The organism is Aquiflexum gelatinilyticum (genome assembly GCF_024741135.1).
GTDB classification, from domain to species: domain Bacteria; phylum Bacteroidota; class Bacteroidia; order Cytophagales; family Cyclobacteriaceae; genus Cognataquiflexum; species Cognataquiflexum gelatinilyticum.
The window spans coordinates 59,265-84,556 of sequence record NZ_JANSUY010000005.1 but is presented as its reverse complement, the minus strand read 5'-3'; the positions used below and the strand labels follow the sequence as shown (position 1 = coordinate 84,556).

Below are 25,292 nucleotides of genomic sequence, written 5' to 3'. Positions count from 1 at the left end.
GGTCTTAGGGAAATTTATGAATAACATCATTTCAATTCAAAGGCTGATTTTAACCATAGTTTTTATCCTCAAGATTGGTTTTCCGACCATATTATCGGGTGCTGATTTGGATCCAAAAACAGATGAAAAAAAACCCAATGTGGTTTTGATCTTCATCGATGACTTGGGTTATGGTGACTTGGGAACATATGGCTCTCCTGATATTGCCACATCAAATCTTGATCAAATGGCCAAAGAAGGGGTGAAGTTTACCAATTTTTACGTGGCTCAGGCAGTTTGCTCAGCCTCAAGAGCAGCATTGTTGACTGGGACATATTCCAATCGGATTGGCATACATGGGGCTTTAGACCATATGGCAAAGCATGGTTTGAATCCTGAGGAAACCACCATCGCCGAGATGTTGAAACCTTTGGGATATCAGACAGGGATGTTTGGGAAGTGGCATTTGGGACATCATTCTGAGTTTTTGCCTACCAGTCAGGGCTTTGATGAATATTATGGAATTCCCTATTCGAATGACATGTGGCCCAATCATCCACAGTCAAAAAATTACTATCCTCCGCTTCCTTTGTACCAAAATAACAAAGTAGTGGATACGCTTTTTTCAGACCAAAGTATGTTGACGACTACGTTTACTGAGAAAGCTGTTGACTTTATTGGCCGAAATAAGGAGAATCCTTTTTTCCTTTACCTGGCGCATCCGATGCCGCATGTACCGCTTTTTGTGTCTGATAAGTTCAAGGGAAAATCTCAAAAAGGGCTTTATGGTGATGTGGTGATGGAGATTGACTGGTCAGTAGGTGAAGTCTTGAGAGCACTGAAGGTTAATGGATTGGAGGAAACCACCTTAGTCATCTTTCTTTCAGACAATGGTCCTTGGCTTTCCTATTCGGGACATTCCGGTTCGGCAGGTCCGCTCAAAGAAGGGAAGGGAACTTCTTGGGACGGTGGTGTTAAAGTTCCTGCCATCATGAAGTGGAAAGGGCAGATTCCGGCCGGTTTGGTACAGAAAAATCCCGCTATGAGTATTGATATCTTACCGACCATAGCCCGGATTACCGGAGCGGATTTACCCATGTTACCTATTGATGGAAAAAGCATTTTCCCCATGCTTACCAATGCAAATACGACCTCACAGCAAGAGGCTTATTTTATTTACTATAACAGAAATGAACTTCAGGCTGTAGTCATGGGAGATTGGAAACTCTATTTCCCCCACAAATACAGAAGCATTTCTCCGGGTCAAGCTTTTAGAAATGATGGTAATCCGATTGATTATTACATGATCGAGATGAAAGAAATGGAACTTTACCATATTCCAAGTGATCCTTCAGAATCCAAGAATGTGGTTGCCCAAAATCCTGAAGTCGTAACCAAAATGAAAGTGTTGGCCGAAAAAGCAAGGGAAGATATGGGGGATGCGCTACAAAACCGACAAGGCAAAAATACCAGGGAACCAGGTAATGTCAATTGAATCCAAGATTTCAGGAAAGTTTATTTTTCTTTTGCGAGCCTCCAGCAAAAAATAGCCAAAATCAAGGTCAACGGGGTTGCAAAGAATTTTTCAAAGTCATTGTCTGCGAAAATATTCCCCAAAGTATTGAGTCCAAAAACAAGTGAGAGAATATAAAAAAATACGCTAAGTAATTTGTGCTTGACATCCCAATTCAAATATCCAATCCTAATCGCTACCGCAATGATTACCAAAATGGTAATCAAAATGGAAATTGATTCAAAAACAATCATCTGCTCTCTATTTTCCAACCTTCCACCCCAGGTATTCTCAAAAGGAATTATTCCAAAGAGAATTAAAAAATGGAACACCAATGTAGCTGAGGTAATCAGCAGGATTCCATTTGCGGCGAAGTTTGGAGTAAGAAATTTTTTCATTGGCGATTAATTTCACTAGGATATGGTCTCAAATAATCAGGTAATTGAGCATCAATTTCATAATCTGAATTTTAAGATTTCCGCAATGGTGGCATAGTATTCAAATTCTGTTTGAAGGTAATTGTTGTATGCCATGTAATAGTAATTGCTTTCCAAAAAATATTCGATGGTTGAAATATGTCCCACAGCCAAAGCTTTGTCCAGGTATTCTTTGCTATTGAGAGCCGAAAGAACTGTTTTGTATTCATTTAAAGTGAGGGAAAGCTTCTCATATTTTTCAAAAAGTTGCCTTGAGGACGCGTATTTGTCATTTTGATATTGGAGAACTTTAAGACTCGAAGTTGAAAGTTCAGCTTCACTTTGTCTCACTTTATATTTATTTTCCCAAAGTGGAATGGAAGTTCCAAGGTGGAAGCCATTGAAGCGCTGGCCCAGAATAGCTTGGTGCCGATATCCCGCTTCGAGTTTTGGCAGTGCCATCGCTTTGGAAAGTTCTACCTGTTTTTGAGCTGAAGAAATATCCATTTCGATGAACTTCAGAGTAGGATCTTTGGATTGAATTTCTGCATAAAGTTCCTCAAAATCCCCAATGGAATCGATTGTTGGATATTGGGTGGACAGGAAAATGATGTCATTTCCTCCATTTAAGCCGGTTAATTTTTGGGTAAGCTGGTTGATCTGTGAAAGATTGAGCTGGTAGTCTTTATTGATTTCAATGAGTTGGAGTTTGGCCTTATTGACATCAAGAATATTGCCTTCACCTGTATTCAGTTTTTTTTCAAAGCTTTCCAACAAACCTTCAGTATACGCTTTTCTTTCCTGAAGCTGAATCTGGAGTTTATTTCTATAAACAAGTTCAAGACAAGTTTGCTGTGCTTCTAAAAGCACTTCTTGCCTGCCTGCATTGTATTGAAGGTCGGATTGTGAAATCCTTCCTTCTGCTAGTTGTTTTCTTTTACTGTATGAAGTAGGAAAATCAAAAGCCTGATTGACCAAAAAGTCCGTCTGATTCCCGGCATTCAAGGGAAAGCCATACATGAAATCGTATTCCATATTGGGATTATAGAGTGGATTGCTTGACTTAAAGGCCAGTTTTTGGGCCTCTGTATTTTGGGCATTTGCCTGCAGGGTTTTGTTGTTCTTTTCAATTTCCAACAAGATATTTTCTATGCTCACTTGGGCAAATGCCTGAAAGGAAAGTACGGATGTCAGCAGGAATGAATAAATCAATTTTTTCATTTTATCTCAGGTTTTGAATTGGATAAATAGTACACCATCGGCACGATGATAAGGTTCAAAAGCGTTGAAGTTGTCAAACCGCCCAAAATGACCTTTGCCATCGGGCTTTGGATTTCATTTCCCGGGAGGTCGCTTGCAAGCGCCAATGGTATCAATGCAAGACCTGCAGTGATGGCCGTCATCAAAATAGGACTCAATCTGTCTTTGGAACCTTGGATGACTGTCTGGTAAAGGTCCATTCCTTCTTCTCTCAAAGTTTCGTAGTGAGATACAAGCAAAATCCCATTTCGGGTAGCAATACCAAACAAAGTGATGAACCCGATGATGGCGGGAATACTTAGAATTCCATTTGTAAAATAAATGCTCAAAATGCCACCTATCAGCGCCAAGGGAAGGTTGATGAGGATGATAGCAGCTATTTTTCCGTTTTTGAATTCCTGAAAAAGGATCAGAAATATGACCAAAATGGAAAAAAGCGACGCTATCAATAAGGTAGAAGAAGCCTCTTCCTCCGCTTCAAACTGACCCCCAAGTTCGACATGATATCCTTCCGGCAAATTGATGTTATCACTTATCCTTTGACGTACTTCATCGACAACTGATTTTTGGTCTCTGCCGGCCACGTTTGCAGATACAACGGTTTTCCTTTGGACATTTTCCCTATTGATGGTATTTGGCCCACTGGTGGAAATGACTTCAGCGACATAATGAAGCGGGATTTTTTCTCCAGAATGGGTGTCAATCTGAGTATTGAGAATGTCTTCCATTTTTTCTCTATTTTGTGGGTCAAACCTCACAATAAGGTCAAAAGAGCGGTTTTCCTCATATATATCAGACACTTTTTCACCCGATAATCCCGCATCCACATATTCATTGAACTGCCCGATGGTAATCCCGTAATGGCTCAGGAGTTCTCTTTTAGCTTTGATCTGGATTTGGGGTATTTCGATTTGGGGTTCCACGCTGAGGTCCACCAATCCTTCGATATCCTGTATTTCATTCTTGATCTGATTGCCTAGGGAATTCATCCTGTTGAGATCCGAGCCGAATATTTTGATGGCAATGTTTGCTCTTGTGCCCGAAAGCATATGGTCAATCCTATGCGAAATCGGTTGACCAATGGAAATATTGGCTTCTTTGACTACGGAAAGCTTTTCTCTCACATCCGCCAAAAACTCCGCTCTTGTTCTTTCTCCAAGTTCAAAAGGAACTTCGATTTCAGAGGAATTGACTCCCTGTGCATGTTCATCAAGTTCAGACCGGCCTGTCCTTCTTGTGGTCGAGATGACCTCAGGAACAGTCAACAAAGCTTCCTCAACTCTTTTACCGATTTTATTGCTTTCTTCAAGAGAAAGTCCCGGGAGAGATACAGCCGCAATAGTCAAAGCTCCCTCATTGAATTCAGGCAAAAAGCTTCTCCCCAATTGTGTAAATGCCAAAACCGCTACCACCAACATCGCCAACGCGGAACCGATGAAAGCTTTTTTCCACTTCATCGCAAATTCCAAGAAGGAGACATAATAATTTTGAAGCCTTGTCACAAGCCAACTTTCTTTTTCCTGTTTTTCGAGTCTAGCTTCATTTGTCAGCATGTAACTGCACAGGACAGGCGTCAGAGTGATAGCAATGATCAAAGAAGCAAAAAGAGCCACAATAAAGGCAATGCCCAAAGGAGCCAAAAGTTTTCCTTCCATTCCTGAAAGAAAAAACAAAGGGAGAAAAGCCACAATGATGATGAAAGTCGCATTGATGATTGACTGACGGATTTCAAAAGAAGCATTGAAAATCACTTCAAGCTGATTTATCCTTTCCTTGAGAGGTTTTTTGGCATTTTCCTTCAGCCTTTTCAAAACGTTCTCTACATCGATGATGGCATCGTCAACCAAATCACCGATTGCGATCGCCATTCCTCCCAAACTCATGGTATTTATCGTAAATCCAAGCCATTTCAGTGTCAGGATCGCGACCAATAAAGATATCGGAATTGCCAAAAGGGAAATCACTGTTGCCCGCCAATTCATCAAAAACAAAAAAAGAATGATCACTACAAAGGCACTTCCCTCCATCAGGGTTCTTTGAATATTGCTGATGGAGGCATTGATGAAATCGGCCTGCCTGAAAGCCTTGGTGTTAAAATTGATGTCTTCGGGAAGTGATTTTTGTAAATCAATGACTGCCTCGTCGATCTTGTTTGTCAAAACCAAGGTATTGACGTTTGGTTGTTTGGAAACTGCCAAAACAATCGAAGGCTTTCCATTGCTTGAGGCATCTCCGATTTTTGGCGCAGCTCCGATTTTGATCTCTGCGATGTCTTCAATTCGGATGACTTGTCCTTTTGATTTTTTGATGACGGATCTTCCGATTTCGTTTATATCATTTGTCCGGCCGATTCCTTTGATGATGTATTCATTTCCATATTCATTTAAAAACCCACCTGAAGAGTTGCCGTTGGATTCTTTGGCAGCTTTTATGAGTTCTGAAAGTGAAACTTGATGGAAATTCATCCTTTGGGGATTGGCCTGGATTTGGTATTGTTTGAAGTCTCCGCCATAGACGATAACCTGTGCTACCCCTCCTGTGGCCAAAAGCCGTGGTCTAATTATCCAATCTGCCATTGTCCTCAGTTCCATCATAGAAGTGCTGTCGGCTGTTAAAGCGACAAACATAATTTCTCCCATTATGGAAGATTGTGGGGCCATGGTAGGGGTCCCAACACCCACAGGAAGTTTATCTGCGATTGTAGCCAGTTTTTCATTGACTACCTGCCTTGCAAGATAAATATCTGTGTTCCATTCAAATTCCACCCAAACGACTGAAAACCCACCAGAGGAAGCACTGCGGACACGCCTGACATTGCTTGCCCCATTGACTGAAGTTTCTATGGGAAAAGTGACTAGCCGCTCGACTTCTTCAGGAGCCATTCCATGTGCTTCAGTCAAAACCACCACTGTAGGGGCTGTCAGGTCAGGAAATACATCCACTTCCATATTGAAAGCGATGTATGTCCCAAAAAGTGACAAAAGTCCAAAGCCCACAATAACCAAAAGGCGGTTGTTCAATGAGAATTTTAAGATTCTGTTGAGCATTCTTTTATTTTTTTATCATACTGAAAAACAGCAAATTATATTTTATTATCTACAGTGATTTCCAAGGTTAATGTGAGTGTCCATGTTCAGGAATAGCACCGGATGCACTTGCTAACTTGATAGCATAGGCGCCCTTGGTGACTACCCTTTCTCCCTCTTTCAGCCCTGAATGTACCTGTACGTGCCTCCCGTCATTCCCACCCAATTTTATTTCCCTCTTTTCAAAAGTTTCTCCACCTGTTTGTACAAACACAAAAAAATTGCCCTGCTCTTCCATCAGAGCCGAAATAGGAATAACCAAAGCATCCGGAATTGTGTTGGATTTTAGAAAGACCTCAGCTACTGAACCTGGAATAATGTTTCCAATATTGTCTATCTCAAAAGTGATGGGAATGTATGAGGCGTTTTCAGAGGTGCTTTTTCCGTAGGAGATGACTTTTCCGTTCATTTCCTCTGTATTGAAAACCGACTCATCGCTTACAATTTTGAAATTTGCTGCACTAATTAAGGCTAACTTTTGGAAGTATTTTTGGGAAACATTAGCCTGTAGCAGCGCTTTCTTGTTTTTGCTGATGATTGCCAATGGAGTACCTGGTTCGACATATTGCCCTTCGGACACCAATAGGTTTTTAAGAAAACCTGTTGAATTCGAAGTTACCTTTTGGCCGGAGGCTGAATAATTTTTGGATACAGCTTGAAAGCTAGCCTGCATGTTTTCAAATTCAAGCTTGGATTGAAGGTAATCTTTTTGCGAAATAATCTTGTCTTTGACCAATATCTCGGCCCTTTCAAATTCAACTTTTGCTAATTCGTATTTGGCTTTGGTTTCTTTATAATAAACTTCTGGGTTTTGCTGCGCCAGGTTTCCTCCCGAAATGGTGAATAAGTGATCTCCAACATTCAGGGTTGAGCCGATGATGGTTTTATTGCTGGCAAAAAGTATAGCTCCGCTTGAATTGGCTGTGATTACAGTTTCATCACCGGGTGCGGCAAGGACTTGACCGCTCGATTTGAGGATTTCCCTGAAGTTGGTCTTGCGGACTGGTTCATTTGCAAAATCAATATTCCAGGCCTGAGGCTTCAAATAAGAGATTTCATTTGCGGCTGTTGCTTCTTTCTGGTTTCTGACTACAGCTACCAAGTCACTGAATACTTCAATATCTTCAAAAACAAATTTCTCTGAAACTTCAGCGCTTTGGATATCAAAAATAAGTTTTCCAGTACCAGCGATTTCAGGGATTATCTCCACCTCATAGATTCCGGGATTCGATTGACTTTCAGTTTTGATTGAATTTGTTTTTCCTTCAATATTGAGGTTTACCGTAATTTTTCCATTTTGGATGGGTTGGAATTTCTCTCCAAGTCGGGTAAGGTGAACCATCAATGTTGTTGGCTTGCCTGCAATCAGATAAGGAAAATCAACAAAAAGTTCAGTTTTATCTGAATAAGAAGTAAACGCTACAGGAGGGATAGCCTCCTCTTCATCGTGGCTGTGGTCATGTGGTTGATTACAGCTGAAAGCTATAATCAGTAACCAAGCCAAAAGGGTAAAAACCTTTTTCATGGAATTGCAATTAAAGTTTTGAATTAGGAAATAAGGGTAATTCATCAAATCTGAGTGGATTTGATGTCAGAGAAAAATCAGGAGAAAAAAGGCGGTGCCCTCAATCCCACCGGTGGGAAATACCTTGTAATGAGTAAAGCATCAGGATAGTCAAAAAAGAATTGTTGAATGTCGGTTATCCGATAATTAAATTGAATTTGGACTGGAATTATGGCGTTAAAATCAAAATATTGTTTGTTGAAGGTCTCGTCCATATTTGGACAAGAGATACATTCCACTCCTTTTTGTCCGTGAGGAACAAATGAAAAGACATTATCCAAAATGCTATGATGATCTGCTGTATTTAATCCTATTATTTCGACTTTGTCTGAATGGTGATTGTGGTGAGATTTATCTAGACTTCCGTGATGTTGATGAGGAATAATGCTGTGTCCCAACATCATCAATGTAGAGAGGGCAAGAAAAAATAAGGAGAAGTACCTTTTTATCATTTAACTCAAATATATGTAACGGGCGAAAGGAATCTCAACAATTTCCTGATTTTCTGCTCTAAATATAAAGACTCTAAATAAACCACTTTATGACCAAAGTCACTTAATAGGATATTTTTCCTGGATAAAATGGATGGATTCTTTGGCCAAAGCCTTGATGATTTCTTCCTTCACATCTGAAAGCTTGTTGATATACACACAGGATTTACCGTTTTTGAATTTACCTAATTGGGCAAGTAGAGAACCGTGTTGACCTTCTACATCGCAGGAAAAGTAAAGGGAAATAGCAGCTTTTCTTGGTGAAAATCCTGTTAAAGGCGCATCATCCTCCCGGCCGCTGTCATATTTGTAGTGGTATGACCCAAAGCCAATAATACTGGAGCCCCACATCTTTGGATCAAAACCGGAGGCTTCCCTGAAAATCCGGATCAGTTCAAAGCTGTCTTTTCTTTTTTGTTCGTCTTCTATCGCATTGATAAAATCCGCCACGGAGCCTTCAGTTTCCTGTGTTTTGTTCTTTGCCATGGTTTTATTTGTATTTGTCGTTAAGGCCGATTCCCTGAATTATCAATGGTTTGATTTTTTCAAGTCTCGTCAATTGTGTTGCTTCCCTTTTGGCTTCCAGAATATAAGCCGAGTATTCTTTTTGCTTGTAGGGGCTGAGTTTTTCAAAACAGAAATTGAGTTCCTCATTCGAACACAATGCTTCACTGAGTATGGTGGAGATTTCTATTTCTTTAGATTTTTGGGCTTCAGGTTTGGGTCCTTTTTTCGCATTTTCAATAGCTTCATTGATATAGGCGACGATTAATTCAGGATTGAGTTCTTCTATATCATGGAATCTCCATTGTCTTTGTGACTTGGTTTTACCCTCCTGTGCATTGACCAAAACCTGCAATGGATCTGACAAAGAAACCCCATCGTAAAACCAAATCCCGACATAGGATTTGAATGCCGCGATGCCCAAAACATTTTGACCCTGATAGGTATAGACATCAATTCCCCATTTGACAGTTCTCACAAGTTCCGTTTGTGAAATAACGGATTTCAGTTTTTCCAATATTTCCTTTGGGTTTTTGATCATTTTGGGAAGGATTTGAATCAGAATCTAATTTAATTCTGATTCAGATAAAATACCAGCCTTAGGCTTGGACAAAAAATAATGAAATAGCACTAAAGGCATAAAAGTCGGCCTTTTATGCCTATTGGTCATAACTTACATAATATCAAAGTTTTGAAGGATCACCCAGTTTTCCCATAAATAGAATCGCACCACTGTGTTTTTCCTGAATAAAGAAAATGAAAGGTTTGTCCAAAGTAACTACTGAAGGTAAGGAAGGTCCGGCTGAAGTTTTTTCTATGACTTCCACAATGGTAGCTGCTGCCGCCTCGCTGCCTTTTTCATCTACTTCAATCATTGCATCATGAATGACTCTGGAGATTTTCAGATCATCAGTGGGATTAGAAAACAATTTGGTGAAGTTATCGGGATGGAAATAGAAAGGCCTGACCAAACCCATTTGAATGAGGTCATTTTTCATGTTTGCCATTTTGTACTTCATCTTGAATTTGGGCATTTTAAGAATGAAGTTTTGCTCTGATGCGTTTTTTCTCCACAATTCAATGTTACTCAAATTCAAATATTGGCTTACCTGATCAAGATCTCCTTGCGGATTGTACAGAATTCCCATGGAATATTGGCCTGTGGAATAGGGTATTTCAAAGTAGTGGTATCCATCTCCAAAATAACTTCTAAATGCGGAAGGTTTATCCAAGTCCATCATATCTACCTGAACAGGATTCCCAGGAATAGGATAAAAATTTTCCTTCTTGGTTTTGGAAGCTACAAATTGATACTTCCAATCAGCTTTGTAATAAATGGCATTGACCAAATACATGACGGCATCGGAGGGGATTTCATCCAGCATATCCTTTATCAGGTCGTTTGTCTTTTGAGCAATCCAGTTGTTGATGATGTTGACTGAATTGGGATTGAGCATGTCAAGTCCGGCGATTTCAGCATTATAGTATTCCCTAGCGGAATTTTTGAAAGGCACTTGTACTTGATACTCCTGCTTGTACCAAATGGCATTGGCAATGGCCAATTTAACTTTCGGATCAACTTGGAGCAAAAATTCGGTCAATTCTTTGGAGCCACGGTTGGTATCATCCAAACTCATTCCTTCATACCTCAGAAGATCTACAAATTCCTGGAGAACTTCACCCTCATTTCCGTTCATAGTCATCGACAGCGCCTGATGAATGCTATAAGGACTATAAAACTGATTGACTTCTTCAGGGTCATTCAACTGCGCAAAAAGATCCAGCGCGAATTTTGTACTTGAATTGGCCAGTTCTTTCTCATATGTGGCCAATGTTCTCAAATTTGCTTCTACTGGTTTTATTTCTTCGGAAGGCACACAGGCAAAGAATAGTGCACCAAATGAAAAGAGGGGAAGGAGAAGTTTTTTCATAGTTTGAGCATTTGATTGACTAAACGGAGAATAGTGGCAAAACGCTACAAAGAAAATTACTTAGATTTCTCCAATGCCCTTTCTACATCCTGAATAATATCTTCATAATGTTCCAAACCGACTGAAAGTCTTACCAATCCGTCCGATATCCCGACTTTAGCCCTTTCCTCCACCGAGAGTTTGCTATGCGTGGTAGATGCAGGATGGGTGATGATGCTGCGGCTGTCTCCGAGGTTTGGGGTGATGGATACCATCTCAAGGGAATCTATGAATTTTTGTGACCTTGCCAATCCTCCTTTCAAGGTCATGGTAATGATGCCTCCTCCTTGTTTCATTTGTTTTTTGGCAAGTTCATATTGTGGATGGGAGGGAAGGAAAGGATATTTGACAAAGTCAATTTCTGTATTCCCCTCAAAATAAGAGGCCACTTTCAAAGCATTTTCACAATGCCTGTCCATTCTGACAGCCAATGTTTCCATGCTTTTTGACAAAATCCAGGCATTGAAAGGGGAGATCGATGGGCCTGTTTGTCTTGTGAAAAATTCCACTTCTTTGATCAGTTCTTTTTTGCCCAAGATCAATCCTCCCAAAACCCTGCCCTGTCCATCAATGTATTTGGTGGCGGAATGTGTGACGATGTGCGCTCCCCATTTTGCAGGTTGCTGCAGGTAAGGTGTGGCAAAGCAATTGTCCACCACCAAGATCAGGTTGTGCGCAGCCGCAAATTTTCCTGCCCACTCCAGATCAATGATTTCTAATCCCGGATTGGATGGTGTCTCGATGAACAGCATCTTGGTGTTGGGTTGGATGAGTTTGTCCCAATGTTGAAAATCCGAAATATCTCCGTAAGTGGAAGTGATTCCCCATTTTGGAAATATGCGTGTAAGCAACTGATGAGTAGAACCGAAAAGTGAGCGAGAAGCCAATATATGGTCTCCTTGCTGCAAAAGGGATGCAATACTTCCAAACATGGCCGCCATACCGGACGAGGTCGCAATTCCGGATTCTGTTCCTTCTGCTGCACATACTTTTTGGATCAGATCAGAGGAATTGGGATTCGAATACCTTGAATAAATATTTCCTTCAATTTCTTCTGCAAACATCTGCCTTGCTTCCTCCGCTGAATCAAAAGTAAAACTTGAAGTCAGGTAAATCGGCGAGGAATGCTCTCTTTGGATTGATTTGCTTGCATTGATGCGGATGGCATCTGTTTCAAAACGGGACATAGAAATGGTATTTAGCTATTGGTTAATAGGTTAGAAGTGTATTGAAATAAGGAAATGCGTGATTGGAATTTGGTAGAATAAAAAAATCAGTGCCAATATAAATTTATGGCAAGGAAACAGATTATTTAAGATAGTTGAAAAATTAGAAATATGCGCTTCATCATTCTTCGTACTTCGTACTTCGTACATCGTACTTCGTACATCGTACTTATCAAACTTGAAAACACCCAATAAATGAAAATAAAATCGCATAATGTCTAATTTATAGTTCCCTTTAGTTCGGGCAGGTATTGGCACCTTTCCCGAAGTGTCGGGGTGGTTGCCAGAGGGTCAGCGAGCCTGTTCTCTTGCCTCTTCTTTATAAATCAGTTGCCTGAAGTGTTCACAAATTAAGTTTCGAAAAAGTTGATTTCAAAAGATTATTCCATAATACTTTTTCATTGAAGGCAAATAGTATTGAAATAAGGTTGAAATACGCTGGAAATAAGGTTGAAATACTATAGAAACATGATAGAAATAAGGTTGAAATAAATTGTGAATAGGGTAAAAATGGATATTTATAGATATTGGTTATTAATGGATATTGGATTCGGTTAGGATTTGGGGTTTGTGTCTCATGTCTCACATCTCATATCTCAAATCTCAAATCTCAAATCTTCATTTAATCATTAAATTGTGTCATCGTCATATTGATTCCGACCGTGCAGAAGCTCAGCACCATATCTATGGCTTTATCCATAAAAATCGGAAGTTCATCGATTTCTTTTTGAGTCCATCTGCCGAGAACATATTCTATTTGCCTTCCCTTGGGAAAATCATCTCCAATACCAAATCTCAATCTGGGATATTCTTGACCACCTGTAAGTTCTTCGATGTTTTTCAATCCATTGTGACCGGCTGAAGATCCTTTTCCCCTCATTCTCAATTTACCAAAAGGCAATGCGACATCATCCACGATGACCATGATGTTCTCTTTGGGAATACCCAATTCTTTCATCCAATAATTCACAGCCCTACCGCTGAGGTTCATGTAGGTGGTAGGTTTGATCAAATAAATCTGTCTGCTTTTGTATTTGAAATTGGTGCTGAATGCAAGCCGGTCACTTTTCCAAGTAACGCCTTGCTTGTCTGCTAATCTGTCTACCGTCAAAAATCCAACATTGTGTCGGGTCAGTTCATATTCAGGACCGATATTTCCAAGTCCAACAATCAAATATTTCATCAATTCAAATTTCAAATGTAAAGCAAAAATAAAAAATCCTGCTTATGGACTAAGCAGGATTTGATTTATTGGTTAAAGAAGTGAAATTATTCACCTTTTTTACCTCTCAACGCTCTTGGGATACCAATAGAGATGATCGATACATTTGGACTTGTCAGGATATCAAAGCCTTCAGCTTTAACTTCGCCTACTCTGAATGATTTCCCAAGATCCAAGTTTGACACGTCAACTCTGATTTTATCCGGAAGATTTGCTGCCAATCCTTTTACAGCGATTTTTCTTGTTTTGAATTCCAACTTACCACCTTTTTGAACACCTGGAGCAGTTCCTACGATTTCTACAGGAATTTCAAATTTGATAGGTCTATCAGGACTGAATGCCAAGAAATCTGCATGCAACAATACGTCACTTACAGGGTGAAACTGGCAATCTTTCAATACAGCTTTCATTTTGGTGCCTTCAATGTTCAAGTCAACCATGTGCACATCTGGTGTGTAAACAAGGTCTCTGAAAAGAATGGCAGGAGAATAAAAGTGGATTTGTTCTTTGATCGCAGGACCGTAAACTACGCAAGGTACACTACCTTCTTCACGGATCTGCTTCAACTCTCCACTCTCGAGATTTGCTCTTTTAAACCCTATAATCTCTAATGATTTCATAAATTTTTTAATTTGTTTGTATATAATTGATTAAGTAATCCTAAATAAATAATGCACTGATGGAGGTGTTTCCTGTCACAGCATGGATTGCCTTGGCAAACAAATCCGCAACAGAGAGGACTCTGATTTTGGAGGATGACTGACTCATCGGAATGGTATCTGTAATCACCAACTCTTTTAAAACAGAATTTTCTAAATTTTGGTAAGCATTACCTGATAAAACCCCATGTGTGGCAATTGCCCTTACAGAAGTAGCACCTTTTTCCATCAGGATTTGTGCGGCTTTGCAAAGTGTTCCTGCAGTATCGACCAAGTCATCTACCAAAATTACATCCTTACCTTCCACATCTCCTATAACCTGCATAGAGGCTATCTCATTGGCTCTTTTTCTGTGCTTATCACAGACGACCATTTCTACTTCGAAATGCTTGGCGTAGGCTCTTGCCCTTGCAACACCTCCCACATCGGGGGCAGCAAAAATCATATTGTCCAAAGCCAGCCTTTCCAAATAGGGCACAAAAATAGCTGATCCATTTAAATGATCCAAAGGAATATCAAAAAAACCCTGAATTTGTCCTGCATGTAAATCACAAGTCATGATCCTGTCAGCACCTGCGGAGGTCAACATATTGGCAATGAGTTTCGCTGCTATTGAAACGCGAGGCCTGTCTTTCCTGTCTTGTCTTGCATACCCATAGTAAGGAATCACTGCACATACTTTGTAAGCACTTGCTCTTTTGGCAGCATCAATCATCAGGCAAAGTTCTAAAAGATTATCGGCGGTGGGATTGGTGGTCTGAATCAAGAATACCGTACAGCCCCTTATTGATTCATTGTAGCTTGGAGACATTTCCCCATCACTGAATTTGGAGAGTGTCAGGTCCCCGAGACGTTTTCCGTAATGTTTGGCAATTTTTTCTGCAAGTTGGATGCTATTTGTTCCGGAGAATAGTTTAACCTCAGACATGTTGGTAGGCTTGGTTTTCAGAATAAAGGAAGGGATTTTTAATGATTCAAAGGTATGTAAATTTGATCGCTTTCAGAATTTAAGCAACGATAATTGGAATAATATTTGAGATTATTGGGAATTTTGATTGATCCCAATCAAAACCTCTCCTGAAAGCAAGCCTACTATCTGATATATATCCAAAGTCAGGCAAAAATCAATATCTTCCTCAATGTTGTGGTTTTGTAACCTTTTTGCATGTGAAGCTTGTCCTAAAAATATCTGAAGGCGGTGTGAATTGCTTTCATAAAGACTTTTCAAAGCAATTGCCGAGTCACATTCTGTTTGGAAATGTGGATGTAAACTACTGACCAAAGCTCCCGCATATAAAGAATCCTCCAAATTGAATTTTCCTTTCCACCCTGCGCATAGGATCAGAATATCTTGTGGCTGTCCAATAAGATATTTTGCTGTGGCTTTTAGGTTGACAAATGCTCCAATCAGAACCTGATTTGCCTCTGCTTTTGTTTTTTCTATGGCCAAAGTACCGTTGGTTGTCGTCATGGCTATCTTCTTGCCTGCATAGGCTTGGTTGAGATAGGCCAAAGGGGAATTTCCCAATTCAAATCCCTCCGCTGCAAGACCGTTTCTTTCTCCGGCTATGACATAACCTTTGGAAGCAAATCCACGGCAAGTCTCTAGGTCCATGATGGGTGTGATTGATTCAACACCATTAGCTAAAGCTGCCATCATCGTAGAAGTCGCCCTAAAAATATCCACGATGACCACATTTTTTCCTTTGGTATCATACAGGTGAATCAATTCAGGACTCACGCAGACTTCAATATTTCTCATGCTTGATTTAATAAAAAAACCCGCAAAGGAATACCTTCTGCGGGTGTTAATGTTTAATTTGAGTTTATTTTTTGTACAAAGGGAATTTTTCAACCTTGGCCAAAAGATTCTTGTTTCTGACAGTTATGGCGATTTCTGTACCGGGAGTGGCGTATTCGGATTTGACATATCCCATCCCAATACCGACTCCCATAGAAGGTGTCATTGTTCCTGAAGTGACCTCGCCGATAGTTTTTCCTTCAAGATTGACAATAGGGTAGTGGCCCCTAGGAATGCCCTTTTCCTGCAATATGAAACCAATCAATTTTTTTGAAACGCCTTCTTCTTTCTGTTTTTTGAGATTTTCACTGTTGATAAAATCCTTGGTGAATTTGGTAATCCAACCCAATCCCGCTTCAATCGGCGATGTTTCATCATTAATATCATTGCCGTAAAGACAATAGCCCATTTCTAATCTCAAAGTATCTCTTGCACCAAGCCCGATAGGTTTGATATCAAATGGTTTTCCGGCTTCAAAGACCGCATTCCAAACCTTTTCAGCGTCTTCATTTTTGACATATACCTCAAATCCTCCGGCACCGGTATAGCCTGTTCCTGAAATGATGACATCCTGAACTCCGGCAAAATCCCCGACTTTAAAATGGTAAAATTTGATATCAGAGAGGTTCACACTTGTCAGGGATTGGACGGCTTCGATGGCTTTTGGTCCTTGGATGGCAAAAAGGGAAATGTTGTCAGAGATATTTTCTAACGTGGCACCCATGTCGTTGTGCTTGTTGATCCAATTCCAATCCTTTTCGATATTGGAGGCATTGACGACCAACATGTATTCTTCCTCTCCGAATTTGTATACGATCAGGTCGTCCACAATTCCGCCTGTTTCATTTGGGAAGCAGGAATATTGGGCTTGGCCAATGACAAGTTTGGAAGCATCATTGGAAGTGACTTTTTGGATCAGATCAAGAGCCTTTGGACCTGTAACTTTGAATTCACCCATATGTGAAACATCAAACACACCCACTCCCTGTCTGACGGTATGGTGCTCTTCGGTATCTGAAGAATACCTTACTGGCATATTGAATCCTGCAAATGGAACCATTTTGCCTCCCAGAGCAACATGGAGGTCATTGAGCTGTATTTTTTTGATGTTTTCTGACATATCAGGGGTTTATTTTCTTGTGGGCAAAGGTAACAATTGAGACAAAAGATTTTTTACCACAAACAAAAAATGCTGATAAAACTTATCAGCATTCCTTTTTAAATTTTGAAGTTGTGATTTATACCGAGAAACTTTCTCCGCATCCGCAGGTTCTTGATGCATTTGGATTGACAAATTGGAAACCTTTGCCATTCAAACCATCCGTAAATTCAAGAACGGTTCCTGCTAGGTACAGAAGACTTTTTCTGTCCACCAAAATCTTGATGCCTTTGTCTTCAAAGACATGGTCAGTCTCCACCAAACTGGCATCAAATCCAAGATCATACATCAATCCTGAACATCCGCCTCCTTTGACAGAAACCCTGATGTTTTCATTTTCGGTTCTTCCTTCCTCTTTTCTCAATGAAAGGATTCTTTCCTTTGCCTTTTCCGAAACAGTTATCATATCTTTAAGTATTAAATTCAGTTGTATAAAGCATGAAGTTAACATGCTTTAAGTTGAATAAATTCAATAGCAAAGATAAAAAATTATTGAAATGAGAAAAATAGAGCATTTGGGGATTGCGGTAAAGGATCTCGAACAATCCAATCAACTGTTTGCAAAATTATTGGGAAAGGATAATTATAAAGAAGAAGTGGTGGAAGGGGAAGGGGTAAAGACCTCGTTTTTTATGATTGGAGAGACAAAAATTGAATTGTTGGAAGCGACTAGACCTGATAGCCCTATTGCAAAGTTCCTGGATAAAAAATCGGAAGGGATCCACCATATCGCTTTTGATGTGGAAAATATTTTTGCTGAAATGGACAGGTTGAAAAGTGAGGGTTTTGAAATCCTGAATGAAATTCCCAAAGAAGGGGCAGACAACAAAATAGTTGTATTTTTGCATCCCCGATCGACCAATGGGGTGTTGGTGGAATTGTGCCAAGAGAAAAAAGGTTGAGAGAATTTAAAGATTGGAAAATTGAAAAATTGAAAGATTTGAAAATTACCTTCGAAAAATTCTTCATTGTTTAAAACGTAATTGGAGAAATCTCCATTTAAAAAGAACATAATGTCAGATAAAAGAACAGAAATAGGTGAGATAGGCGAGTTTGGCTTGATAGACCATCTTAGTGAAAAAATCATTATAAAACATAATTCTACTTTGAGAGGAATCGGTGATGATGCAGCCGTTATCGAAGCAGGCGACCATGTCAAAGTAGTGACAACGGATTTGTTGTTGGAAGGTGTACATTTTGACCTTTCTTATGCGCCGTTGCCACATTTGGGATTTAAGGCTGTTGCGGTGAATGTATCCGATATTGCAGCCATGAATGCCATCCCCAAACAAATAACAGTCAGTATTGCCTTATCCAACAGGTTTTCGGTGGAAGCCGTAGATGCGCTTTATTCAGGAATCAACGCCGCAGCCGAACATTACGGAGTAGATGTAATTGGCGGAGATACCACGGCCTCAAGGTCAGGTTTGGTCATATCCATTACAGCCATCGGAGACGCAAAAAAAGAACAACTTAGCTTCAGATCAGGTGCCAAAGTCAATGACATCGTTTGTGTGACCGGAGATCTGGGTGGTGCTTTGGTCGGATTGCAGATATTGGAAAGGGAAAAGCAAGTCTATCTTGCTAATCCTGAAATGACTCCTGAACTTGACGGCTTCCAATATGTAACAGGACGACAACTCCGTCCCGAAGCGAGAATGGACATCATTCACGAATTGCGGGAAATGGAAGTAGTGCCTACAAGCATGATCGATGTTTCTGATGGTTTGGCTTCGGAGCTTTTTCATATCTGCAAAGCTTCAGGGGTAGGGGTCACGATCTATGAGGACAAGTTACCTATAGACAAACAAACTTTTGATACTGCGGTAGAACTGAATCTTGATCCGATTACCTGTGTGTTAAATGGGGGAGAGGATTATGAATTGCTCTTTACGATCGACCAAAAGGATTTCTCAAAACTCGAAAAACACCCCGATATTCATTTCATCGGCCATGTGACCAAAGCTGAGGATGGCAAACTTATGGTAACCAAAAGTGGGACGGTGGTTTCCTTAAAGGCTCAGGGTTGGAAGCATTTTTAAGCAGTGACCTAACTTAGAACAAAAATTAAAGCTCTCTCAGATTATTATTCTGAGAGAGCTTTCTAGTATTAGTTTAATAGGTTTTTCTAATCCTTCGGCGGTTTTCTATGCCAATAAGATGCCAATATTGATCCGGTGATATTCATAAAAGGGCCAAAGACTGCCGAGGCCAGACCCACGGTAGCAATTTTTCCCATTTCTTTGGCAATACCTGATGCCAATCCGGCATTTTGCATCCCGACTTCCAATGCCAATGTTCTACAATCCCGCTCATCCATCCTGAATAGCTTGGCCGCCCAATAGCCCAAAGTGTAGCCTGCCATGTTATGGAACACTACGAGTAAAATTAAAATTGGGCCGATATTCAATAAGCTGTCCCTTCCGGCTGCGGTAATGATGGTGATGATCAAAGCAATCCCGATCATGGAAACCAAAGGCATCGCAGCATCAAGCCATTTCACTTTACCACTAAGGAATTTATTGAAAAGCAAGCCTGCTCCAATAGGTATAATGACAATTTTGATGATGTCCCAAACCATTTTCCAGACATCCACTTCTACGAATTCTCCTGCCAACCAACCCATCAATACCGGGGTTACAAATGGAGCCAGCATCGTGGTGAATGCTGTAATGGTAATCGATAGCGCAAGGTTTGCTTTTGCAAGGAAGCTCATCACATTGGAAGCCATGCCACTCGGCGAGCAACCGATCAAGATAATCCCGGCTGCGATTTCAGGAGGAAAACCGCTCAGTTTGGCCAAAGTATATCCAATAAAAGGCATAATGGTAAATTGAAGCATAATCCCAATGATGACTCCTTTTGGCATTTTAACCACGCCTGCAAAGTCCCCTAAGCTCATGGAAGTCCCCATTCCAAACATGATGATTTGGAGGAGTGGAACAATCAATCCGCTCAATTTATAATCCCCAACCTGTACGAATGTGATTGGATAAAACATTGCTGCTGTGACGCAGGCGAAAATCATTACTGTGTACGTAAATCCCTTGAGCTTCTCAAATCCTCTAAACATGATTCCAAGGGCAATCAAAAATAGGATCCAATAAGGTCCTGAATTACTTAATCCTTGAAAAAGGGTGATTCCTAAGGATAATAGCAAAAAAATGACTGATAGAATGGTGGCGATTTTGATAACTGGATTTTTCAAAATAGGTTGGGCTTAATGGAAATACTATAATAGTAAAAATATCCGAAAACCAGGATTGCTCCCGGCTTTCGGATGGCACTATCACTACAATCAATCTACTTAGCTCCAAGTTCTGTCATGGGATCTTTTTTCATCCCAATCAGTGGTCGGTGCGAAGTAGGTTGTATCTGATTTATGAAGATGTTGCTTGATGACCTCATCGTTCAATTCAATTCCCAAACCAGGAGCAGTAAGGGAAACCGGAGCATATCCTTTAACGATCATTTTTCCGCCATCAGTGGTCCTGACCATGTCCTCCCACCAAGGAAGGTCCACAGAGTGGTGTTCCAATGAAAGGAAATTCTGTGTTGCAGCTGCGCAATGAACATTGGCCATAAAGGAAACAGGCGTTCCTGCTTGGTGCATTGCCATAGCTATACCAAATTCTTCTGCATAATCACCAAGTCTTTTGGTTTCAAGAAGACCACCTGAAGAAGCAAGGTCCGGATGCACAATATCCACTGCATGGTTATGGATCAGGTCTTTGAAGTTTTCGAGTAAGTAGATGTCCTCACCGGTTGTTGTTGGGGTTTCAAGAGCATCTGTAATTGTTTTGTGCTGTTCGGTCCATTGCCAAGGCACCATATCTTCCAACCAAGCCAAGTTGTATTTTTCGAGTGCTTTACCCAATTTGATACAATTGTTGACATCTATATGCCCATAGTGATCAGTTGAAATCGGAATTTCGTAACCAACCATTTCTCTGACATTATGGACAATTTTGGCTAGTTCATCCAAACCTTTTTCAGTGATCTGAACTCCGGTAAATGCATGTTTGGTATTCGCATACGACATGTATCCTCCTTGCCACTGACTTGAATTTTGATTCATTATCGAAGTGTTGTTCAGCGTGCCGGGAATGTTTTTTACCTGATTGATGGATACATCCATTTTGAGCCAAGAATATCCTTGCACTTCTGTTCTGTACTTGATTTTTTCCTTTTGATCTTCAGGATTTTCACCGGTAGGTGTATCTGCATAAAGTCTGACAGAATCTCTGTATCGGCCTCCGAGCAATTGCCATGCAGGGACATTATAAGCTTTGCCACAAAGGTCCCATAATGCCATTTCTACTGCGCATACACCGCCTGCCTGACGGGCTTGGCCCCCAAACTGCTTAATAATTTTAAAAATCTTCTCTACATTACATGGATTCTCTCCCAAAATCCTGCTTTTAAGCATCAAGGCATAGCGCGGATCTGCGCCATCTCTTACTTCGCCAAGTCCATAAATTCCCTGGTTGGTATCAATCCTGATGATGGCTGTCCGTCCCAATACTGTGGTAACACAATATCTCAGGTCAGTGATTTTGAGATCAGAAGGAGCTGAAGCCTTTTGAACTTTGGATGTTGTCTGGGCCATTGAGTCTTCAAAACTCAATCCCATCAGAGCCGTCAGGGACATACCACCCAATGCGGTTTTTTTCAAGAAATCCCTTCTATTGGCTTTGGTGTCAATGTGGTCGATTTCAGCTTGTCTTTGAATTGCATACTGCCGCTCCTTCTCTTTTTGATCCGAAATAATGCTTTTTAAAGTGTTTTTCATTTTGTCTATGGGTTATTGTTGAAATTTTTATTCAAAGTGTTCCAGTGATTAAGACAATCAATAATTTCGTTCCTTGAGGTAATTATCCAATTCTTGTTTTGTCATCGGCAGCTTTCCCGGATATTTGTTCAACCAGTCCAAGAAATCTTTTTTGATAGCTTCAGTCCATTCACTGTCTATCTCTCCGGCAAGATATTTTCCTTCTCTTAGTCTTTGGTGACCGAATTCATCCCTTAAGCCTGTCACCTCTGAGGTGATCACCAGATCTTCCACCAAATGCGCCGGAATGAAGATTACTCCGTATTTTTTAGCTAAAACGACATCTCCGGGAAGCACAGTTGCTCTTCCAACCCTGATGGGAGCATTGATGGATGTCAGCATCATTTGATTGATAAATGAAGGGTCTTGGCCTTTATGCCAGGCATTGAATCCTTTGATTTCGGAAAGGCCTTCTTGGTCTCTTACCGAACCATAAAAAATCACCCCACGTTTTGATTTTGCATAAATGGAATTACCAAGATTATCACCGATCAATGTGCCATCAGCAATTTTGCCATAACCATCAGCGACATAAACATCACCGTTGGTCAGGATATCAATAGGCCAAGAATTGGTGCCTCCCTTAGGTGATCTTCCTTCTTTGTTGACTCCCTGATCTTTTATCTGATTTTGCAAGTCAGGTCTCAAAGGCATGTATTGGGCAGTAACAACCCGTCCTGTCATGGCCTCATCTTCAAGCATTATCTGCCAATTCCCTTCATATTGATTTTGGTATCCTTTGTTTCTGAGTACTCCCCAAGCTTCTTCGATGGAGATGTTTTTCAACCTTTCCAGAATTTGGTCAGAGACTTTAGGCCTACCGTCTGAAAACCTTTCACCCTTCCATTCTGAAGTTAGTGCTTTGATATATTCAGGAGAGGAGCCCACATTTTGGCCTTCTACTATTCCTGTAGCGAGGATAAGGAAAGCTCCTAGGATCAATTGGGTTAATTTGATATTTTTTTTCATGGTTACTTGGTTAATGGGTTATTATTCAAAAAACGGAATGTCTTTTACCGCATATTTTTTCATTCCTTCTTCGTTGATTTCAACACCGATTCCAGGTTTTTCAGAAAGTGTAATGAAACCATTCTCTGTTCTTGGACCATCGTAAGTAACAATATCTTTCCAAAGCTGATCGGTATCCATGTAGATTTGCCATTCCATGATCATGAAATTGGGCACCGAGGCGCAGACATGACAGCTGGCCATTGCTCCAAGGAAAGAAGCCACCATGTGGGGTGCAAAAGGCACATAGTATAGATTTGCAAGGTTTGCGATCCTCTGGGCCTCACCTAATCCACCGGCTTTTTGAATATCCGGCATGATAATGTCTATGGCTGATTCTGAGAGCAATCTTGTAAATCCATATGCCAGATAGATGTTTTCACCTGTACAGATAGGAGTTGAAGTTTGAGTGGTAATCGATTTGTAAACTTCCGGATTATCAGCTGGTATCGGTTCTTCCAAAAACATAAGATTCAAATCTTCATACATTTTGGCCATTTTCAATCCTGTCACTGCATCATACCTTCCATGCATGTCCACACAGATGTCTATGTTTGGACCTACTTCTTGACGAACTGCGGCGATTGCATTATACATTCTTTCGATTTCCATAGGATTGGCGGTCCAGTTGAACCGATCATATTTATTCGGATCTCTTGCATCATCGACATCAAACTTCACTGCATTATAGCCCTTGTCTACAGCGCCTCTTGCCGCTTTGGCATAATCTTGTGGGGTAGGGTTGGTAGAAGTATATAACGCCGTATCACAATAAACTCTGATTTTATCTCTGAATTTACCGCCCAACAACTGATAGACCGGAACGCCAAATACTTTGCCTGTCAAATCCCAAAGTGCGGTTTCTATAGCTGTCATAACAGCCACAAAAACTCCCGACTGGGCACCCCCAAAAAATGCTCCCTTTCTCAACTGCTCTGCAATCCGGTTAGGATTGAGCGGGCTTTGGCCTTTTATCATGTTGCCCATTCTTTTTACCAAATGGTAAGTGCCATGTATCGCATCCACTGCTTCTCCGCAGCCCCATACATCTTGGTTGGTATATATTTTAACGTAAAGTGCCCCACGTACATAGCCGCATTTTACATCTGTGATTTTCAGATCTGATGGGTTGGAAAAGGGAGATTGTCTATCCACAGCGGCATTTAATCCCTGTCCAAATGTTGATAATAGTGCTCCACCTGTCAGACCTGCCACCAATCCTTTTTGGATAAATGATCTTCTACTGTCTTTACTGTTTTTCATATCGTTACTTTAATTCTTATTTTGAAATCATTTTAGTTTTCTTTTTTCCTAAAAGAAAGGGGCATCAGCTACAGCATATTTTCTTATCGCTTCTTCATTTGGTGTGACTCCCACACCAGGTCTTTCAGTTAGATGGATATAACCTTCTTTGATCAATGGTGCTTCTAAGATGAGTTCATCCCACTGTTTCCATTTGGAGAACCAATGCCATTCTAAACAAAGAAAATTGGAAATGGAAGCACAACAATGACAAGCGGCCATAGCACCAAAAGGTGAGGCAACCATATGGGGTGCAACAGGAACATAATATAGATTTGCCAAGTTGGCGATCCGCTGTCCTTCTCCGATTCCGCCACATTTATGGAGGTCAGGCATGATGATATCCGCTGCTTTTTTCTCAAGGATTTTTCGGAAATCATGTGCCAGATATTGGTTTTCTCCAGTACAGATTGGGGTAGTGGTCTGACTTGTGATTTCCCTGAGGCTGTCAAGGTTTTCGGCTGGAATAGGTTCTTCTAAAAACATGAGTTTGAATTGCTCCATTTCCTTGGCAATTTGGATTCCAGAAGGCAAATCATATCTGCCGTGTGCGTCGAGACAAAGGTCCATGTTCATACCGATAGCTTCTCGCACCGCAGTAATCTGTTTTACCATCCTGTCAATTTCCCCGTTAGAAGCTGTCCGGTTAAACTCATCCTGTTTAGAGGGATCACCCGCCCAATCCAAGTCAAATTTTATGGCAGAAAATCCTGCATTTTTCACTTCAATAGCTCCTGCGGCCATGTCTTCCGGGCTTTCGGAGCTGCTGGCACTGTCACAATACAGGCGGATTTTATCCCGGAACTTACCGCCCATCAACCGATAGACAGGTTGGTTCATTGCCTTTCCCGCCAAGTCCCAAAGAGCGATTTCAATTCCAGTAAGAACAGCCACATACATGCCGCCCTGTGCCCCGCTAAAGTGGCCTCTCCTTAAAATCTGTTCTACAATTTTATTGATGTCCAAAGGGTTTTGCCCAATCAAAAACTGGGTCATATTGTCCCAACCTTCAGTTCCGGTCGCTACACCATAAGTACCCCTCACAGCATCCATCGCCTCGCCATAGCCTGTAATCCCCTGATTGGTGGTCAATTTGACAAACATATGTGTGCCATGGCCTTTCATAAAAGCTGTTTTGACACCTGTGATTTTTAGGTCGGAGGGATTAGAATATTTTGGTCCTCGGTCTACCGCTGCTATCAATTCAGAACCAAAACTTGGAATCAAAGCTGAAGTGGCCAATCCAGCCATTAAACTTTTTTGGATAAATGAACGCCTATTGTTGTCTGTCTTCATGGGCT

23 protein-coding genes and 1 riboswitch are annotated in these 25,292 nt (G+C 40.8%); of the genes, 3 read left to right on the top strand and 20 right to left on the bottom strand.

Translation table 11 applies throughout. From position 1 onward, the window contains the following. Positions 1 to 16: 16 nt before the first annotated feature. Positions 17 to 1,474: a sulfatase family protein gene (locus tag NU887_RS09625; protein ID WP_258423150.1), complete on the top strand. Its 1,458-nt coding sequence runs from the start codon at positions 17 to 19 to the stop codon at positions 1,472 to 1,474. 20 nt (positions 1,475 to 1,494) lie between these two features. Here NU887_RS09625 and NU887_RS09620 read toward each other — a convergent pair whose 3' ends face one another. From NU887_RS09620 to NU887_RS09550, 15 genes are all read right to left on the bottom strand, one after another. After that, positions 1,495 to 1,890, bottom strand: coding sequence for a hypothetical protein (locus NU887_RS09620; protein ID WP_258423149.1), 396 nt, complete (start codon positions 1,888 to 1,890; stop codon positions 1,495 to 1,497). 57 nt (positions 1,891 to 1,947) lie between these two features. Next, positions 1,948 to 3,129 carry a TolC family protein gene (locus tag NU887_RS09615; protein ID WP_258423148.1) on the bottom strand — a complete coding sequence of 394 codons (1,182 nt, stop codon included), beginning with the start codon at positions 3,127 to 3,129 and terminating at the stop codon, positions 1,948 to 1,950. After that, positions 3,126 to 6,215, bottom strand: coding sequence for an efflux RND transporter permease subunit (locus tag NU887_RS09610; protein WP_258423147.1), 3,090 nt, complete (start codon positions 6,213 to 6,215; stop codon positions 3,126 to 3,128). Before NU887_RS09610 ends, NU887_RS09615 begins: the two co-directional genes overlap by 4 nt. Before the next feature lie 67 nt (positions 6,216 to 6,282). Next, positions 6,283 to 7,779: an efflux RND transporter periplasmic adaptor subunit gene (locus tag NU887_RS09605; protein WP_258423146.1), complete on the bottom strand. Its 1,497-nt coding sequence runs from the start codon at positions 7,777 to 7,779 to the stop codon at positions 6,283 to 6,285. Between the two features lie 77 nt (positions 7,780 to 7,856). Further along, positions 7,857 to 8,270, bottom strand: coding sequence for a hypothetical protein (locus NU887_RS09600; protein ID WP_258423145.1), 414 nt, complete (start codon positions 8,268 to 8,270; stop codon positions 7,857 to 7,859). A 99-nt stretch (positions 8,271 to 8,369) separates the two neighbouring features. Further along, a complete protein-coding gene (locus tag NU887_RS09595; protein ID WP_258423144.1) occupies positions 8,370 to 8,795 on the bottom strand; it encodes a DUF1801 domain-containing protein in 426 nt (141 codons plus the stop codon). A gap of 4 nt (positions 8,796 to 8,799) precedes the next feature. Next, positions 8,800 to 9,354 (bottom strand): YdeI/OmpD-associated family protein, encoded by a 555-nt coding sequence (locus tag NU887_RS09590; RefSeq protein ID WP_258423143.1) that lies wholly within the window; start codon positions 9,352 to 9,354, stop codon positions 8,800 to 8,802. Between the two features lie 142 nt (positions 9,355 to 9,496). After that, positions 9,497 to 10,744 (bottom strand): serpin family protein, encoded by a 1,248-nt coding sequence (locus NU887_RS09585; protein WP_258423142.1) that lies wholly within the window; start codon positions 10,742 to 10,744, stop codon positions 9,497 to 9,499. 56 nt (positions 10,745 to 10,800) lie between these two features. After that, positions 10,801 to 11,970 (bottom strand): trans-sulfuration enzyme family protein, encoded by a 1,170-nt coding sequence (locus NU887_RS09580; protein WP_258423141.1) that lies wholly within the window; start codon positions 11,968 to 11,970, stop codon positions 10,801 to 10,803. Positions 11,971 to 12,229: 259 nt separating this feature from the next. Continuing rightward, positions 12,230 to 12,337: riboswitch (SAM riboswitch) on the bottom strand. Positions 12,338 to 12,631: 294 nt separating this feature from the next. Then, positions 12,632 to 13,192 (bottom strand): aminoacyl-tRNA hydrolase, encoded by a 561-nt coding sequence (gene pth, locus NU887_RS09575; protein WP_258423140.1) that lies wholly within the window; start codon positions 13,190 to 13,192, stop codon positions 12,632 to 12,634. 86 nt (positions 13,193 to 13,278) lie between these two features. Then, positions 13,279 to 13,851, bottom strand: coding sequence for a 50S ribosomal protein L25/general stress protein Ctc (locus NU887_RS09570; protein WP_258423139.1), 573 nt, complete (start codon positions 13,849 to 13,851; stop codon positions 13,279 to 13,281). A 40-nt stretch (positions 13,852 to 13,891) separates the two neighbouring features. Beyond that, a complete protein-coding gene (locus NU887_RS09565) occupies positions 13,892 to 14,818 on the bottom strand; it encodes a ribose-phosphate pyrophosphokinase (RefSeq protein WP_258423138.1) in 927 nt (308 codons plus the stop codon). 111 nt (positions 14,819 to 14,929) lie between these two features. Next, positions 14,930 to 15,652, bottom strand: a complete 723-nt coding sequence (locus NU887_RS09560; protein ID WP_258423137.1) for a 2-phosphosulfolactate phosphatase — start codon at positions 15,650 to 15,652, stop codon at positions 14,930 to 14,932. A gap of 64 nt (positions 15,653 to 15,716) precedes the next feature. Continuing rightward, a complete protein-coding gene (gene gcvT, locus NU887_RS09555) occupies positions 15,717 to 16,811 on the bottom strand; it encodes a glycine cleavage system aminomethyltransferase GcvT (RefSeq protein ID WP_258423136.1) in 1,095 nt (364 codons plus the stop codon). Positions 16,812 to 16,929: 118 nt separating this feature from the next. Next, on the bottom strand, positions 16,930 to 17,256 hold the full coding sequence (locus NU887_RS09550) for a HesB/IscA family protein (RefSeq protein WP_113924754.1): 327 nt from the start codon (positions 17,254 to 17,256) through the stop codon (positions 16,930 to 16,932). Positions 17,257 to 17,347: 91 nt separating this feature from the next. Here NU887_RS09550 and mce point away from each other — a divergent pair, with 91 nt between their 5' ends. After that, a complete protein-coding gene (gene mce / locus NU887_RS09545) occupies positions 17,348 to 17,752 on the top strand; it encodes a methylmalonyl-CoA epimerase (protein WP_258423135.1) in 405 nt (134 codons plus the stop codon). A 111-nt stretch (positions 17,753 to 17,863) separates the two neighbouring features. Further along, a complete protein-coding gene (thiL, locus tag NU887_RS09540) occupies positions 17,864 to 18,892 on the top strand; it encodes a thiamine-phosphate kinase (RefSeq protein WP_258423134.1) in 1,029 nt (342 codons plus the stop codon). Positions 18,893 to 18,978: 86 nt separating this feature from the next. On the opposite strand, the gene NU887_RS09535 is transcribed toward thiL, so the two are convergent. The 5 genes from NU887_RS09535 to NU887_RS09515 all read right to left on the bottom strand — a co-directional run bounded on the left by NU887_RS09535 (position 18,979) and on the right by NU887_RS09515 (position 25,287). Next, positions 18,979 to 20,058, bottom strand: coding sequence for a bile acid:sodium symporter family protein (locus NU887_RS09535; RefSeq protein WP_258423133.1), 1,080 nt, complete (start codon positions 20,056 to 20,058; stop codon positions 18,979 to 18,981). Positions 20,059 to 20,157: 99 nt separating this feature from the next. Further along, positions 20,158 to 21,642: a mandelate racemase/muconate lactonizing enzyme family protein gene (locus NU887_RS09530; protein ID WP_258423132.1), complete on the bottom strand. Its 1,485-nt coding sequence runs from the start codon at positions 21,640 to 21,642 to the stop codon at positions 20,158 to 20,160. Between the two features lie 57 nt (positions 21,643 to 21,699). Next, positions 21,700 to 22,650 carry an RraA family protein gene (locus tag NU887_RS09525; protein WP_258423131.1) on the bottom strand — a complete coding sequence of 317 codons (951 nt, stop codon included), beginning with the start codon at positions 22,648 to 22,650 and terminating at the stop codon, positions 21,700 to 21,702. Between the two features lie 21 nt (positions 22,651 to 22,671). Continuing rightward, the gene (locus NU887_RS09520; RefSeq protein ID WP_258423130.1) at positions 22,672 to 23,952 is read right to left on the bottom strand and encodes a mandelate racemase/muconate lactonizing enzyme family protein; all 1,281 of its coding nucleotides are present in this window, start codon (positions 23,950 to 23,952) and stop codon (positions 22,672 to 22,674) included. A 48-nt stretch (positions 23,953 to 24,000) separates the two neighbouring features. After that, complete coding sequence (locus NU887_RS09515) at positions 24,001 to 25,287, bottom strand: mandelate racemase/muconate lactonizing enzyme family protein (RefSeq protein WP_258423129.1); 1,287 nt, start codon at positions 25,285 to 25,287, stop codon at positions 24,001 to 24,003. Between the last annotated feature and the right edge of the window lie 5 nt (positions 25,288 to 25,292).

What these genes read in the sequence shown, in the direction of transcription:
- NU887_RS09625 (WP_258423150.1), top strand. Translation starts at nt 17, where the DNA reads ATGAATAACATCATTTCAATTCAAAGGCTGATTTTAACCATAGTTTTT.
- NU887_RS09620 (WP_258423149.1), bottom strand. Translation starts at nt 1,890, where the DNA reads ATGAAAAAATTTCTTACTCCAAACTTCGCCGCAAATGGAATCCTGCTG.
- NU887_RS09615 (WP_258423148.1), bottom strand. Translation starts at nt 3,129, where the DNA reads ATGAAAAAATTGATTTATTCATTCCTGCTGACATCCGTACTTTCCTTT.
- NU887_RS09610 (WP_258423147.1), bottom strand. Translation starts at nt 6,215, where the DNA reads ATGCTCAACAGAATCTTAAAATTCTCATTGAACAACCGCCTTTTGGTT.
- NU887_RS09605 (WP_258423146.1), bottom strand. Translation starts at nt 7,779, where the DNA reads ATGAAAAAGGTTTTTACCCTTTTGGCTTGGTTACTGATTATAGCTTTC.
- NU887_RS09600 (WP_258423145.1), bottom strand. Translation starts at nt 8,270, where the DNA reads ATGATAAAAAGGTACTTCTCCTTATTTTTTCTTGCCCTCTCTACATTG.
- NU887_RS09595 (WP_258423144.1), bottom strand. Translation starts at nt 8,795, where the DNA reads ATGGCAAAGAACAAAACACAGGAAACTGAAGGCTCCGTGGCGGATTTT.
- NU887_RS09590 (WP_258423143.1), bottom strand. Translation starts at nt 9,354, where the DNA reads ATGATCAAAAACCCAAAGGAAATATTGGAAAAACTGAAATCCGTTATT.
- NU887_RS09585 (WP_258423142.1), bottom strand. Translation starts at nt 10,744, where the DNA reads ATGAAAAAACTTCTCCTTCCCCTCTTTTCATTTGGTGCACTATTCTTT.
- NU887_RS09580 (WP_258423141.1), bottom strand. Translation starts at nt 11,970, where the DNA reads ATGTCCCGTTTTGAAACAGATGCCATCCGCATCAATGCAAGCAAATCA.
- pth (WP_258423140.1), bottom strand. Translation starts at nt 13,192, where the DNA reads ATGAAATATTTGATTGTTGGACTTGGAAATATCGGTCCTGAATATGAA.
- NU887_RS09570 (WP_258423139.1), bottom strand. Translation starts at nt 13,851, where the DNA reads ATGAAATCATTAGAGATTATAGGGTTTAAAAGAGCAAATCTCGAGAGT.
- NU887_RS09565 (WP_258423138.1), bottom strand. Translation starts at nt 14,818, where the DNA reads ATGTCTGAGGTTAAACTATTCTCCGGAACAAATAGCATCCAACTTGCA.
- NU887_RS09560 (WP_258423137.1), bottom strand. Translation starts at nt 15,652, where the DNA reads ATGAGAAATATTGAAGTCTGCGTGAGTCCTGAATTGATTCACCTGTAT.
- gcvT (WP_258423136.1), bottom strand. Translation starts at nt 16,811, where the DNA reads ATGTCAGAAAACATCAAAAAAATACAGCTCAATGACCTCCATGTTGCT.
- NU887_RS09550 (WP_113924754.1), bottom strand. Translation starts at nt 17,256, where the DNA reads ATGATAACTGTTTCGGAAAAGGCAAAGGAAAGAATCCTTTCATTGAGA.
- mce (WP_258423135.1), top strand. Translation starts at nt 17,348, where the DNA reads ATGAGAAAAATAGAGCATTTGGGGATTGCGGTAAAGGATCTCGAACAA.
- thiL (WP_258423134.1), top strand. Translation starts at nt 17,864, where the DNA reads ATGTCAGATAAAAGAACAGAAATAGGTGAGATAGGCGAGTTTGGCTTG.
- NU887_RS09530 (WP_258423132.1), bottom strand. Translation starts at nt 21,642, where the DNA reads ATGAAAAACACTTTAAAAAGCATTATTTCGGATCAAAAAGAGAAGGAG.
- NU887_RS09525 (WP_258423131.1), bottom strand. Translation starts at nt 22,650, where the DNA reads ATGAAAAAAAATATCAAATTAACCCAATTGATCCTAGGAGCTTTCCTT.
- NU887_RS09520 (WP_258423130.1), bottom strand. Translation starts at nt 23,952, where the DNA reads ATGAAAAACAGTAAAGACAGTAGAAGATCATTTATCCAAAAAGGATTG.
- NU887_RS09515 (WP_258423129.1), bottom strand. Translation starts at nt 25,287, where the DNA reads ATGAAGACAGACAACAATAGGCGTTCATTTATCCAAAAAAGTTTAATG.